Origin of the sequence: Eikenella sp. NML03-A-027, assembly GCF_001648395.1 — a bacterium.
Lineage (GTDB): Bacteria > Pseudomonadota > Gammaproteobacteria > Burkholderiales > Neisseriaceae > Eikenella > Eikenella exigua.
Genome location: NZ_LXSM01000016.1, coordinates 595,241 through 608,577, shown reverse-complemented (window position 1 = coordinate 608,577; position 13,337 = coordinate 595,241). Strand labels below are relative to the sequence as shown.

10 protein-coding genes and 2 pseudogenes are annotated in these 13,337 nt (G+C 54.3%); 4 read left to right on the top strand and 8 right to left on the bottom strand.

The features are described 5' to 3' along the window. Positions 1-54: 54 nt before the first annotated feature. Together A7P96_RS08450 and nth are read left to right on the top strand one after the other, a co-directional pair. The gene (locus tag A7P96_RS08450; protein WP_067526244.1) at positions 55-2,310 is read left to right on the top strand and encodes a LysM peptidoglycan-binding domain-containing protein; all 2,256 of its coding nucleotides are present in this window, start codon (positions 55-57) and stop codon (positions 2,308-2,310) included. Positions 2,311-2,411: 101 nt separating this feature from the next. Continuing rightward, positions 2,412-3,044, top strand: a complete 633-nt coding sequence (nth, locus tag A7P96_RS08445; protein ID WP_064090146.1) for an endonuclease III — start codon at positions 2,412-2,414, stop codon at positions 3,042-3,044. A 157-nt stretch (positions 3,045-3,201) separates the two neighbouring features. Here nth and A7P96_RS08440 read toward each other — a convergent pair whose 3' ends face one another. Further along, positions 3,202-4,080 (bottom strand): DUF535 family protein, encoded by an 879-nt coding sequence (locus A7P96_RS08440; protein WP_067526243.1) that lies wholly within the window; start codon positions 4,078-4,080, stop codon positions 3,202-3,204. A 244-nt stretch (positions 4,081-4,324) separates the two neighbouring features. Here A7P96_RS08440 and tadA point away from each other — a divergent pair, with 244 nt between their 5' ends. After that, positions 4,325-5,053 carry a tRNA adenosine(34) deaminase TadA gene (tadA, locus tag A7P96_RS08435; RefSeq protein WP_067526383.1) on the top strand — a complete coding sequence of 243 codons (729 nt, stop codon included), beginning with the start codon at positions 4,325-4,327 and terminating at the stop codon, positions 5,051-5,053. A gap of 309 nt (positions 5,054-5,362) precedes the next feature. Here the strand turns inward: tadA and A7P96_RS08430 are convergent. From A7P96_RS08430 to clpX, 7 genes and pseudogenes are all read right to left on the bottom strand, one after another. Beyond that, positions 5,363-5,946, bottom strand: a pseudogene (locus A7P96_RS08430) (sulfite exporter TauE/SafE family protein). Positions 5,947-6,187: 241 nt separating this feature from the next. Beyond that, complete coding sequence (gene upp, locus A7P96_RS08425) at positions 6,188-6,823, bottom strand: uracil phosphoribosyltransferase (RefSeq protein WP_067526242.1); 636 nt, start codon at positions 6,821-6,823, stop codon at positions 6,188-6,190. Between the two features lie 205 nt (positions 6,824-7,028). Then, positions 7,029-8,099: a zinc-dependent alcohol dehydrogenase family protein gene (locus tag A7P96_RS08420; protein ID WP_197476468.1), complete on the bottom strand. Its 1,071-nt coding sequence runs from the start codon at positions 8,097-8,099 to the stop codon at positions 7,029-7,031. A gap of 441 nt (positions 8,100-8,540) precedes the next feature. Next, complete coding sequence (tsf, locus tag A7P96_RS08415) at positions 8,541-9,395, bottom strand: translation elongation factor Ts (protein ID WP_067526239.1); 855 nt, start codon at positions 9,393-9,395, stop codon at positions 8,541-8,543. Between the two features lie 129 nt (positions 9,396-9,524). Continuing rightward, entirely contained in the window at positions 9,525-10,268 is a 744-nt protein-coding gene (rpsB, locus tag A7P96_RS08410) for a 30S ribosomal protein S2 (protein ID WP_067526237.1), read from the bottom strand. A 158-nt stretch (positions 10,269-10,426) separates the two neighbouring features. Then, positions 10,427-10,631, bottom strand: a pseudogene (locus tag A7P96_RS08405) (hypothetical protein). Between the two features lie 81 nt (positions 10,632-10,712). After that, positions 10,713-11,963, bottom strand: a complete 1,251-nt coding sequence (clpX, locus tag A7P96_RS08400) for an ATP-dependent Clp protease ATP-binding subunit ClpX (RefSeq protein WP_064104861.1) — start codon at positions 11,961-11,963, stop codon at positions 10,713-10,715. A 304-nt stretch (positions 11,964-12,267) separates the two neighbouring features. Here clpX and A7P96_RS08395 point away from each other — a divergent pair, with 304 nt between their 5' ends. Beyond that, on the top strand, positions 12,268-13,212 hold the full coding sequence (locus tag A7P96_RS08395; RefSeq protein ID WP_067526236.1) for a serine hydrolase: 945 nt from the start codon (positions 12,268-12,270) through the stop codon (positions 13,210-13,212). The last annotated feature ends 125 nt before the right edge of the window (positions 13,213-13,337 follow it).

The following is a 13,337-nucleotide window of genomic DNA, read 5'->3' as shown; positions in this document are numbered from 1 at the left end:
CAAAAAAATTTTAGCTAATCATAATGTTAAACCAAACGGACTCATTCCTCTGCCATGAGTAAATTCAAATTTCTTTCCCTGGCCATTTTAAGCCTGGGAATTCCAGCTTCTGCCCTCGCCCAAAACTATACACCGGAGCAGATTGCCACCTCCATCACCAACCTCAACGCTGCCATTCTGCGTAACCCCAGCCAAACCCGTCACAATAATCTGTGGAGCCGTATGCGGCAAGACTTCCGTATGAGCGAAGTCAATCCCGAAATCGTGCGCCGCCACGAAACCTACTTCAGCACCCGCAGTGCCTATTTCAACCGCACCGTGGAGCGTAGCCGCCCCTATCTTTACCACATTCTCTCCGAAGTGGAAAAGCGCAACATGCCCTCCGAAATCGCCCTGTTGCCGTTTATTGAGAGCGCATTCGTTACCAAAGCCCGTTCTCACGTGGGTGCCTCCGGCCTGTGGCAGTTTATGCCCGCCACCGGCCGCCACTACGGTTTGGCGCAAAACAATATTTACGACGGCCGCCACGACATCTACGCCTCCACCAACGCAGCACTGAACTATCTGCAATATCTGCATAATATGTTTGGCGACTGGTCGCTCGCGCTGGCTGCCTACAACTGGGGCGAAGGCAACGTGAGCCGCGCCGTGGCCCGCGCCCGCAGCCAAGGGCTTGAGCCGGTGTATGAAAACCTCAATATGCCCAATGAAACGCGCAATTACGTGCCCAAGCTTCTGGCCGTGCGCAACCTCGTGAGTAACCCGCAAGTATTCGGCCTACACCTTTCCAACATCGAAAACAAGCCCTATTTCGAAGCCATCAGCATCGATAGCCCGATAGATATCAACGCCATCACCCGTCTGGCCAATATCAGCCAAGCCGAATTCGAAGCGCTCAACCCCAGCTTCAAAGTGCCCGTGTTCCTGCCCGAAAACGGTCAGCGCAAACTGCTCTTGCCCGTAGGCGCAGTCAATGCTTTTGAGCGCAACCTGCGCAGTGCCCCCAAAGAATCCCTGCTCTCCTACGACATCCTGCACTCTGACGGTGCCACCACCCTCAGCGACATCGCCGACCGCAACGGCGTGAGCGTGGCCGACCTGCGCCGCACCAACGGCCTCAGCAGCAACACCATCCGTGCCGGTTTGCCTATTCTCGTGGCCAAAAACAGCCTGAACAACAGCCAGCTTGGCCGCGGCGTGCAGATGCTTGCCGACAACAAACCCGCCGGCGGCGACCCACTGGGCAACCTCATCCGTCGTAACAGCCAGAACGTAGCTGAACGCAACAGCATCGTGGCCGCTGCCAAACCGGCTGCCCAGCCTGTAACACCGCCCATCCCTGTTCAGGTAGCCTCACTCCAACCGGCCAACCCGCCCGAACCCGTCCATGCCCCCGTGCAGCAGGCGCCAAACCCAACTGCCCCTGCTACTTTTACCGCATTGGCTTCCAACGGCACCCATCCCGCCGAGACCGCACCCCGCGTGAACAGCTCGCCCGATATTCAGGTAGCCCCAGCTCAAACGGTTGTCCAAACAGCTGCCCAATCCGTAGACCAACCCGCCACGCCCAACAACATCCACAGCCCAAACGACAGGCTACCTGAAACCATTGAACTTGCCGACAACAGCAATCCCCAGCCCGACCCGTTGATGTCCTTGGCCAGCAACAGCAGCGCAGATAATACCAAGCCTGCCAATGAACCCGGCAGCAGCAGCGCCGCAGCCGCCGTGCGTGCTTCCTTAGCACAAACCGAAGCCCAGGAAACTCGCCGCCAAGCCCAAGCTGAGGTTCGCCGCGCCAACAATGCCGGCTTCGGCCAGCTGGCCGCCAACACCGGCAACAACCAACGCCGCGCTGCCCGACAAGAGCAGCAGGCCAACCGCCGCGGCGCACAAACCATCACCCATAAAGTGCAGTCCGGCGAATCGCTGTATTCCATTGCCCGCCGCTACAACGTAGACGTGGCCGATCTCAGCCGTGCCAACAACCTGCGCGGCAACAACATCCGCACCGGCCAAGTATTGCACGTGAGTACCAGCAGCAATCAACAGGCTGCCAGCCGCCATGCCGACAACAAACCTAACAGCCGCAACGAACGCGGCAACGAGCGTAACAACCGCGCCTCCAACGATCGCAATGGCAGAAACGGCCGCCAGCAAACCGTGTCCCACACCGTGCGCAGCGGCGATACCCTGCAATCCATCGCCCGCCGCTACAATACCTCCGTGGCCGACATCAAACGCAGCAATAACTTGAGCAACAGCGTACTGCACCCCGGCCAAAAATTGCGCGTGAGCAGCGGCACTTGACCATTGCCCAGGCGCACAAGGTTTCAGGTAGCCTCAATCAAGGCTACCTGAAAATATTTATAAAGACTATACAGCAAGTTGCAAACCTTACCTGCCAAACCATGAACCCGCAAAAACGCCGCGAAATCTTCCAACGCCTGCACGACGCCAACCCCAATCCCACCACCGAGCTGGTGTTTCACAGCCCATTCGAGCTGCTCATCGCCGTGCTGCTCTCCGCCCAAGCCACCGACAAAGGCGTGAATAAAGCCACCGCCAAGCTTTTCCCCGTGGCCAACACCCCGCAGGCCATCCTCGATTTAGGCCTGGAAAAGCTGATGGAATACACCCGTACCATCGGCCTCTACCAAACCAAATCCAAACACATTATGCAAACCTGCCGCCTGCTCCTGGAAAAACACGGCGGTGAAGTGCCGGATACCCGCGAAGCGCTTGAAGCACTGCCCGGCGTTGGCCGCAAAACCGCCAACGTCGTGCTCAACACCGCCTTTGGCCAGCCGACCATGGCCGTGGATACCCATATTTTCCGCGTAGCCAACCGCATGAATCTCGCGCCAGGCAAAAACGTGCGAGAAGTGGAAGACAAACTCATGCGCTTCGTGCCCAAAGAATTCCTGCTCAACGCCCACCATTGGCTCATCCTGCACGGCCGCTACACCTGCAAAGCGCAAAAGCCCCTGTGCCACGAATGCATCGTGTATGACTTATGCGAATACAAAGGCAAAACGGTTTAAACCCATAAATTCAGCCCTGTATGTTCATGGCCGTAAGAGGCTACCTGAACATACAGGGCTTGGTTTTGCAGCGGATAGGTTTCAGGTAGCCTCCCCTCGGTTGGAAGTCTACCTGAAACGCAACAGGCACGCTGTTGCCGCCTAGCAATCAACTTTCCTAACGAAAGAAGCGGCGGATATCCTGCTCCAGCGTATCCAGCATTTCATAGCGTTTACGGTACATAGAGCGTTTTTTGCTTTGCACTTCTTCCAGCGGCGTGCGCTCGATTTGAGTGGGCAGCCGCCAATAGCCGTTGGCATCGAGGCTGCCTTGGTTTTCCTGCCAGAAGGCATCGTAGTTGAACAGCAGGCGGCTGGAGTCGTTCCAGCGGAATTTGGCCTGGCTTTTGTGCGGAATACCGTAGAGCTCGCAGCCGAGTTCGGCGGTTATCAGCTTGAATACATTCACCATCATAAACATCGGCCGCACACCGTGCAGCTGCTTGGTGGTGTGGCGGATGAGCTCGGGGGCATCGCTGCTGTGCGGGCCTTGGATGGAGGTAATTAACAGGCCGTTGGGCGCGATAAAGCTGAACACGGCATCGTAAATGCGGCTGCGCTCGGTGCTTTGCAGGCTTACCAAAAAGAAGCCCTCCAGCGGGTCTTTATGATTGATGTTCAAACTGATGGAGATTTCGGGCGCAGGATGGTTGAGCAATACCGTGCTCTGTGCCACCAGCTCTTGCCACTTGGCAGCGGAAGGTTTGCTTTGCGCCAAAGTGAAGTTGTTGATTACGGCCTGCAATCGCACATCTTTGCCGAAGCGGTTGTCGGCATAAGTATCCAGCACGGCGCGGGCGGCATAGGGATTGTGTTGGAAAATCGGTGCCCACATCGGATGCTGGTTGATGAAGGCGGTAAACTCTTCGCATTGCCGCCGCGCCAGTAGGCGTTGGATTTGGTCGCGCAGATACACCACCGCATATTTGCGGATGCCCCGTTCGCGCAAATTGGGATATTGTTCGTCGAAAGTGGGAAAGTGAAATAAATCAGACATAAGCATCCATATTATGTCAAACGGCGCTGGGCCGTTTGCGTGAAAAACAAAGTGATGCCGGGCAAAAGCCGGCCATCGAAAAGCGGCCAATCCTACCCGATTTGCCAACGGCCTTGCAAGGCTTGCCACTGGGAATGAAGGCTACATGAAAACTTATCCCTACTTTTCAGGTAGCCTCCTGCCTTGCCTCAACTGCAGCCACACAATTATGATGCTGCCCATTCAGCCATTATTTCCGTCCATTATGCACGCCACCCCGCTCACCACCCCACCGCTTGCCCCCAAAACCCGGCAGGCGCTGCTCAAATTGGGCATCGCCGACACCGCCGAGCTGCAACGCATTACGCCCGCCACTGCTTTCCTGCTGCTCAAAGCCAGCGGCCTCACCGTTACCGAATCCACGCTGTGGCAATTGGTATTGCTGGCCGAAGGGCGGGAAGGCTACCTGAACGAAGCCGAACAAGCCGTGTGGCGCACCAAACTGTGTGCCCACCGCCCGGTTGCCCTGTTTCCGCCGCGAGAAGAAAGCGAACACTGGATGCAGCAGGCTTTGCAATTGGCCGGGCAGGCCTTGGCCGCAGGCGAAGTACCGGTAGGCGCGGTGGTGGTACGCCAGGGAGAAATCATCGGGCGCGGCGCCAATGCCTGCGTGGCCGAACACAGCGTGTGCCGCCATGCCGAAATCACCGCACTCACTGAAGCCGGCCGCCGATTAGGCAACTACCGGCTGGACGGCTGCGATCTATACGTGACCCTCGAGCCGTGCAGCATGTGCGCCGGCGCCATCATGCAATCGCGTATCCGCCGCCTGATTTACGCGGCTACCGAGCCGAAAACCGGTGCTGCCGGCAGCGTGCTCGACCTGTTTGCCAACAAACAGCTCAATCCACACACCGCCGTGCAAGGCGGCGTGTTAGCAGAGGAAAGTGCGCAGCTGCTGCAACGTTTTTTTCAGGAGCGGCGGCAAGGATAGCGTGGATTAAAATAAGGCAGCTAGCCGCAGGCGGCTAAGCAAGCTACCGTAGTAGTATTCTTATTTTGGTTCACTATAAATGCCGAGAGATAAGCCCCCCTAGCCCATCCGGCTACCTGAAAAACAGTAGCAGATAGTTTTCAGGTAGCCTTTAATTATGTGCTAACCGCTACTAGAAACTGGCCGAATACAAAACAGCCGGATAACCGTTCCCCGATATTGGAGAAGTGCAGTTATCCGGCTGTTGTTTCACCATAGCTGTTTTCAAACTGAAATCAAACCCGGCGCAGTACATTGCATATGGAGCAGCTATATTTTCAGCCAGCCTGCAGCCAAATCGCTACTCTGCCACAGCTGCCATGCCGCCCACAGGCTGACGCTCAACCCGGCCGCCAGCCTGAAACGCAGATGTTGCCGCAGACTCTTGAGCTGGTTGGCAAACAGCCTCATCACCAGAGCGGGTTCGGCCACGCCCAAGCCTAAGGCCAGCATCATCAGTGCGCCGTCCTCCGCATTGCCGCTGCCCAGCACATACAGCGAAGCGCTGTATACCATGCCGCACGGCAGCCAACCCACAGCAGGCCAACGCCGAAGCAGGCAAGGGGTATTTTGGATGGGCAAGAGGCGGTTTAGAGCGGATTGAGCCGCCACACCAGCTGCCCGAGCTTTTCCACCTGCGCGACATAGGCGTTGAGCCTGGCCAGGTACAGGCCGATAAAGGTGTAGCTGCCGATACGGCCGAGGTTCATCAGCACAATCAGCTTCACGCACCCCACCTGTGGCGGCAGCTGCAAGGCAAAGGCTGTGCTCAAACCGCCGCACATGCCGGCGCAATGGCCGCCGCCGAGAAAGCTGGTGGCGGCAAGAGAGAGGAGTGTGAGAGTGGAGACCATGGCGTTGTTTTCCGGGATGGCTCAAGCGCCGATTCCTGCCTGCAGCCCGCTGCCTGCCAGAGGAAAATCGTTGCTTTGGCTATTGTTCGGCGGAAGCTGCCAAGCGGCAAGTCAGGCTACCTGAAAACGGTTTGCCCGCTTTTTCAGGTAGCCTGGGCGGGAAATGCGATGATGGGTTTAGAGGCTACCTGAAAGTGCTTTCACGGCTTTCAGGTAGCCTGTTGGCGAATGCATCGGGCAGTCAAGCCGATTGCTTGGTGCCGAAAATCTTGTCGCCGGCATCGCCCAAGCCGGGGATGATGTAGCCGTTTTCGTTGAGGTGGCTGTCGAGCGCGGCGGTGTAGATTTTCACGTCTGGGTGCTTATCGTTCACCAGCTTCACGCCTTCCGGTGCGGCCACCAGCACCAGGGCGGTGATGTTGCGGCAGCCTTTTTTCTTCAGCAAATCAATGGTGGCCACCATCGAGCCGCCGGTGGCGAGCATCGGGTCGAGAATCATGGCCGGGCGCTTGTCCATTTTGCTCACCAGTTTCTCGAAATAGGAAACCGGTTGCAGGGTTTCTTCGTCGCGCTGCAGGCCGACCACGCTGATTTTGGCGGTGGGCAACAGGTCGAGCACGCCGTCGAGCATGCCCAGGCCGGCACGCAAAATCGGCACCACGGTTACGGTTTTGCCTTTAATCTGCTCGCCTTCGATGCGGCCGCACCAGCCTTCGATAGAAAGCGATTCGGTTTCCAGATGGCGGCTGGCTTCGTAGGCCATCAAGCGGGCCAACTCTTTTACCAAAGTGCGGAATTGGTAGGTGTTGCAGTTGGCTTTGCGCATCAGGGTGATTTTGTGTTTGATCAGCGGATGATCGATAACGGTTAAGTTCATGCTATGGTTTCCTTCATTTGATTTGGCGGGGCGTATTTTAGCTTAACAGGCGGGCGGGAAAAAGCGGGAAGTATAATTTCTTCCTACAGCATTGGCTCGCCTAGTATTACATGCTGCTGACAGGGTGCATCCCCGCTTGAGCACAGCAAAAGGCTACCTGAAAACTTTCAGGTAGCCTCTTTATCATTTCAGTAAGCGAACCAGCTTACACTTCAATGATGACTTTCATGGCTTTGGTGTCGGCAGCGTGTGTGAACACGTCGTAGGCCTTTTCCATTTCGCTGAATTTGAAGCGGTGGGTGGCCAGTTTTTCCATCGGCAGCTTGCTGGATTCACAAGCTTTCAGCAGCATGCCGGTGGTATTGGCATTTACCAGGCCGGTGGTAACGGTGATGTTCTTAATCCACAATTTAGCCAAATCAAATTCCACGGATTTACCGTGTACGCCCACGTTGGCCACATGGCCGCCTTCTTTCACCACTTTCTGGCAGATATCCCAAGTGGCGGAATAACCTACTGCTTCCATAGCGCAATCCACACCGCGGCCGCCGGTGATTTCCAAAATCTTGGCCACAGCATCTTCCTTGTTCGGATTGATGGTGTGGGTAGCACCCATTTCTTTGGCCATAGCCAGGCGATTTTCGTCCATATCCACCACGATGATGGTGGCCGGAGAGTAGAACTGGGCAGTTAGCAGGCAACCCATGCCCACGGGGCCGGCGCCGACAATGGCAATGGCGTCACCAGGTTTCACCTGGCCGTATTGCACGCCGATTTCATGGCCGGTGGGCAGTGCGTCGGAAAGGAATACGGCCACATCGGTGTTGAGGGTTTCGGGCAGATGGTAGAGCGAATTGTCGGCAAACGGAGTGCGCACATATTCGGCTTGGGTGCCGTCGATCATGTAGCCCATAATCCAGCCGCCTTCTTTGCGGCAGTGGGCGTAGAGCTGTTTCTGGCAATTGTCGCAAGTGCCGCAGCGGCTCACGCAGGATACGATAACTTTATCGCCTTTTTTGAAGTCTTTAACGGCAGAGCCCACTTCTTTCACCACTCCGATGGCTTCATGGCCGAGGATACGGCCTTCCCATTTGCCGGTTTTTTCGCGGGCAACTGCTTCGATTTCCGGGTTTTTGCCCTTCATGATACCCAAATCTGTACCGCAAATAGTGGTTTTGGTAACGCGAATGATAGCATCAGTAGGATCAATGATAGTGGGAACCGGGCGATCTTCGAATCGGACATCGTTTTCGCCGTAATAGGTCATGGCCTTCATGGTCTTGCTCATTAGACTCTCCTAATGTGTTTACCGATAAATAATCAGTTGTTGGGAAAGAATCCAGGGAATTCCGGATAGTCCATTATAATCTTTAATTCTTCCCTAATGGTCAAATTTTCCATTTAAAAAATTAGAGTTATATTATAACAATATCAGTTTGTGGAAATATTGTGTAAATAATAAGATAAGTTTCTATTTTAGAAGCGTTTACCGACAGCACAGATTAATCGAACTCTCGCTATGGCGGTAGCCTATATTACCGTATATCTTTTATTGTTATGGCTCACTGTTTGTATGGCTGCAGCCATAGCTCCGTAGGCAGTGAATTGCTTTAGCTATAACATTAAAAGGCTACCTGAAAACCCAATACTTGCCTCTCACAAAATACAAAACAGCCTCTATTCCAACTGAACAGAGGCTGTTTCTATACAAACAAAATTACACTTTGGCAGCAGCAGCTACTTCAGCAGCATAATCCACTTCTTTTTTCTCGATACCGTCGCCCACTTTGAAGCGGACGAAGTTCACGATATCTGTATCCTGTTGTTTCAGGAACTGCTCAACAGTCTGATCAGGGTTCATCACGAAGGGTTGGCCCAGCAGCGTTACTTCGGCCAAGAATTTCTTCACGCGGCCTTCCACCATTTTGGCAGCGATTTCGGCGGGCTTGCCGGAAGCAATCGCCTGCTCGGTGTAGATGTGGCGCTCTTTAGCCACCACTTCGGGATCAACCTGCTCGGCAGAAATGCATTGCGGCTTGGAGGCCACGATGTGCATGCCAACTTGGCGGGCAGTGGTTTCATCGCCTTTGTATTCCACCAGCACGCCTTCAGTAGCGGCAGCACCGTGGATGTAGGTGGTGAGGCTGTTGGCAGCTTCGATGATTTCAAAGCGGCGTACAGAAATGTTTTCGCCCAACTTGGCAATCACGGCTTTGCGCTCGCCTTCCACCAATTCGGCTAGGGCTTCAACAGTGGCCGGTTTTTTCTCAGCAGCAGTTTTGGCTACGGATTGGGCAAAAGCGATGAAGCCGGTGTCTTTGGCCACGAAGTCGGTTTCGCAGTTCACTTCCACCAAAGCGCCAACTTTGCCTTCGATGGCATAAGCCAACACGCCTTCGGCAGCGGTACGGCCGGCCAGCTTGCTGGCTTTGGCGCCGGATTTAATACGCAGGATTTCTTCAGCTTTGGCCATGTCACCATCGGCTTCCACCAGGGCTTTTTTGCATTCCATCATGCCCAAGCCAGTGGCGGCACGCAGATCAGCAACCATTTTTGCGGTAATTGCAGACATTATTACTCCTGTTTTATTGAGAAACGCGGCCGGATGCCGCGCTTGGATAAATTGAAGGCTACCTGAAAGGCCGGATTTGGCGTCCGCTTATTGAAACGGTGTCTTCAGGTAGCCTCATACGGTATCAGCTTAGGCAGATTCGGCTTCGTCAGCAGCAGCCTGTTGTGCAGCGGCTACGGTTTCGACCAAAGCCTGGTTTTTGCCTTCCAATACGGCATCAGCGATACCGCGGCAGTACAGGCGGATGGCTTTGGCGGAGTCGTCGTTACCGGGGATAACGTGTTTCACGCCTTCCGGATCGTTATTGGTATCCACCACGCCGATTACCGGAATACCCAGTTTGCCTGCTTCGGTCAGCGTACCTTTTTGGTAGCCGGTGTCAATCACGAAAATGGCGTCGGGCAGGCCTTTCATGTTTTTGATGCCGCCGAGTGAGCGTTCCAGCTTTTCCACTTCGCGTTGAATGGTGAGCAGTTCTTTTTTGTTGTAACCGCTGGCTTCGGCATTTTCCAGAATGGCAGCTTTTTCTTCCAAGCGTTTGATAGACTGCTTAACGGTTTTGTAGTTGGTCAGCATGCCGCCCAACCAGCGGTGGTCCACATAGGGCATACCGGCACGGGTGGCTTCTTCGCGCACGATGTCGCGGGCTTGGCGCTTGGTGCCGACAAACAGGATGGTGCCTTTGTTGGCAGCCAAACGGCGAACGGCGTCTTGCGCTTCCTGGAACAGGGGCAGGGTTTTTTCCAAGTTTATGATATGGATTTTGTTGCGGGCGCCGAAAATGTATTGTTCCATTTTCGGGTTCCAGTAACGGGTCTGATGACCGAAGTGAACACCTGCTTCCAACATCTGGCGCATAGTAATTTGAGACATTTATTTTCCTTACAAAGGGTTATAGCAAACATCAATGCACACAGAATCTCAAAACTTCAAAACTGAGACACCCTTTGGTGCAAGATGCGAGCGTTACGTTAAGATAAAAAAAGAAACAGCTTTCAAAACGAAAGCTGTAGGATTATAGGAGAAAAGTGTTATTTTGGCAAGGCTTCCCTACCCTGCTTTTCTTCCTGTTTGAGGCGTTTGTTGCGCAAACGGATAGTAAGTCACCCCAAATGCAAACAGCGTGGGCAAAATCGTCCACACCACCAAATAAATCAGCATCCGCGCCAACGATGGCTGCGCGAGGGCAAACATCAGGGTAACAAAGATATAGCCGATAAAAACAATGTGCCACATGGCGTCTTCCCAATAGGGCTACCTGAAAACCGAGGCTACCTGAAGCTGAATGGATATTTTCAGGTAGCCTCATGCCTATTGCTACGGCAGTTGATATTCCTGCCCGTCTGCAGTAAGGAGTTTGGGCTGGCAGTTATCGTTAATCACCGTTTCGTCGATCACCACGGTTTTCACTTGCTCTTTAATATCCGGCAAGCGGAACATGGTTTCCAACAGCGCGCGCTCCACAATCGAGCGCAGGCCGCGCGCACCGGTTTTGCGCTGCATGGCAAGTTTGGCGATACTGCGCAAGGCAGACGGCTGCACCTTCAGCTCCACCCCTTCCATTTCAAACAGCGTTTGATATTGTTTCACCAAGGCATTTTTCGGCTCGGTCAGGATGTTGATGAGTGCTTCTTCATCCAACTCGGCCAGTGTGGCAATCACAGGCAAACGGCCGATCAGCTCGGGAATCAGGCCGAATTTAATCAAATCTTCCGGCTCGACAATTTCAAACAGCTCAGTAACGTCGGCATCTTCGTCTTTGCTGTGCACCGAAGCGCCAAAGCCGATACCGCCCTTTTCCGTACGCTGGCGGATAACCTTTTCCAAGCCGGCAAATGCACCGCCGCAGATAAACAGGATGTTGGTGGTATCCACCTGAATAAAATCCTGATTCGGGTGCTTGCGTCCACCCTGCGGTGGCACGGATGCCACCGTGCCTTCAATCAGTTTCAGCAAAGCCTGTTGCACGCCCTCGCCGGACACATCGCGGGTAATCGAGGGGTTGTCGCTCTTACGGGAAATCTTGTCGATTTCGTCAATATAAACAATCCCTTTTTGCGCTTTTTCCACATTAAAATCGCAATTGCCCAAAAGCTTGGTAATAATCTGCTCCACGTCTTCGCCCACATAGCCGGCTTCGGTAAGCGTGGTGGCATCAGCCATAACAAACGGCACATCCAAACGCCGTGCCAAACTTTGCGCCAGCAGGGTTTTGCCCGAGCCGGTGGGGCCGATGAGCAGAATGTTGGATTTGGCCAACTCCACATTATCGCCCTCTTTCGGATGGCGCAGGCGTTTGTAGTGGTTGTACACCGCTACCGCCAGCACCTTTTTGGCCTGTTCTTGGCCGATAACGTGCTGGTTCAAATTGCTGACGATTTCAGCCGGCGTAGGCAGCCGGTCTTCGCCGGAGTGCGTTTCGCCTGCCGCTGCGCCCTCGCTGTGGATCATGTGGCTGCAGGTATCGATACACTCGTTGCAAATCAAGGCATTATCGCCTTCAATCAGGTTTTTTACTTCATTTTCCGATTTGCCGCAGAAAGAACAGTATCGGGTTTCGTTGCTCATTTGATGTGATTCCGCAATGTAATGTGTTGTGCCGTAAGAAGATGGCAAAGCGTGGAAGTATATAGGGGAATTCCGCGCATATCAACGCGGATACCGCCGCCATCAGCGCCGCAACCCAATCATTACCTTCATAGCAAAACCTGCCCTTTACAAAAATTCTTTTACACTATCTAGGGTTTACAAAACTGTATTTTTTATCGAAAATAAGCGGGTTTTCATTTTTATCGTTAAAACAAATATTTGCCCACTGCAACGGCAAACCGCCTAACGGCATTGCCGCACAACAAACTGATAGGTAACGAAATTGTTTGCAATTAGAAAGACTTGGATTATTTTAGCCACCGGACTGAGCCTAGCCTTAGCCAGCCTGCCCGCCGCTGCGCAAGATGATATCGATGTGCTCGGCCAGTTCCTCGAACAAAACCTGCCCGTGCAAGACGATCCGCTCGGCACTTTCCTCAGCAGCCGCCCTGCCGAACGGGTGGAAGCCCAAGCCGCCGTGGCCGGGCCGCTGCTCACTTCTCAATCCGCACTGATTATGAATGGCCGCAGCGGCGAGATTCTGTATCAAAAAGGTATCGACCAAGTCCGTCCCATCGCTTCCATTTCCAAGCTGATGGCCGCCATGGTGGTGCTGGATGCCCGCCAGAACATGAATGAAACCTTGGAAATCACTGAAGCCGAAATCGACCGCCTCAAAGGCACCGGCAGCCGTCTTTCCGTGGGTACCACCCTCACCCGCCGCGAAATGCTGCACCTGGGCCTGATGAGCAGCGAAAACCGCGCCATCCACGCTCTTGCCCGCAACTATCCCGGCGGCCTGCCTGCCTTCATGAGCGCCATGAACCGCAAAGCGCAGAGCCTCGGCATGCAGCAAACCCGTTTCTACGATCCCACCGGTCTTGATTTCCGCAATGTATCCACTGCGCGCGATTTAAGCCTGATGGTGCGTGCTGCCCACGAATACCCGCTGATCCGCCAATTCTCCACTTCCAATTCCGGCTCCGCCCAAACCAGCAACGGCCGAGTGCAGCAATACCGCAACTCCAACGCCTTGGTGCGCGAAGGTACTTGGAATATCTCCTTGCAGAAAACCGGCTATATCCGTGAAAGCGGCCGTTCCATGGTGCTGTATGCCAACGTACAGCGCCAGCCGCTGATTATCGTGCTGCTCAATTCCCCCTCGCCCACCACTCGCGTAAACGATGCGCGTGCAATCCAAAACTGGGTGAACGGCCGCGAAATTTAAGCCTAATCGGCTGGTGCATACGCCAAATAAAGGCTACCTGAAAATAGATGCTTTCTTTTTCAGGTAGCCTGTGGTGTATGATGGAGTTCAGGCAGCCTGATTTGAGGCTGCCTGAAAACGTACGC

Excerpts from the sequence above, each read along its gene's own strand:
- rpsB (WP_067526237.1), bottom strand. The coding sequence starts at position 10,268 with ATGTCTCAAATTACTATGCGCCAGATGTTGGAAGCAGGTGTTCACTTC.
- tadA (WP_067526383.1), top strand. The coding sequence starts at position 4,325 with ATGCACGCCACCCCGCTCACCACCCCACCGCTTGCCCCCAAAACCCGG.
- nth (WP_064090146.1), top strand. The coding sequence starts at position 2,412 with ATGAACCCGCAAAAACGCCGCGAAATCTTCCAACGCCTGCACGACGCC.
- A7P96_RS08440 (WP_067526243.1), bottom strand. The coding sequence starts at position 4,080 with ATGTCTGATTTATTTCACTTTCCCACTTTCGACGAACAATATCCCAAT.
- clpX (WP_064104861.1), bottom strand. The coding sequence starts at position 11,963 with ATGAGCAACGAAACCCGATACTGTTCTTTCTGCGGCAAATCGGAAAAT.
- A7P96_RS08450 (WP_067526244.1), top strand. The coding sequence starts at position 55 with ATGAGTAAATTCAAATTTCTTTCCCTGGCCATTTTAAGCCTGGGAATT.
- A7P96_RS08420 (WP_197476468.1), bottom strand. The coding sequence starts at position 8,099 with ATGAAGGCCATGACCTATTACGGCGAAAACGATGTCCGATTCGAAGAT.
- tsf (WP_067526239.1), bottom strand. The coding sequence starts at position 9,395 with ATGTCTGCAATTACCGCAAAAATGGTTGCTGATCTGCGTGCCGCCACT.
- upp (WP_067526242.1), bottom strand. The coding sequence starts at position 6,823 with ATGAACTTAACCGTTATCGATCATCCGCTGATCAAACACAAAATCACC.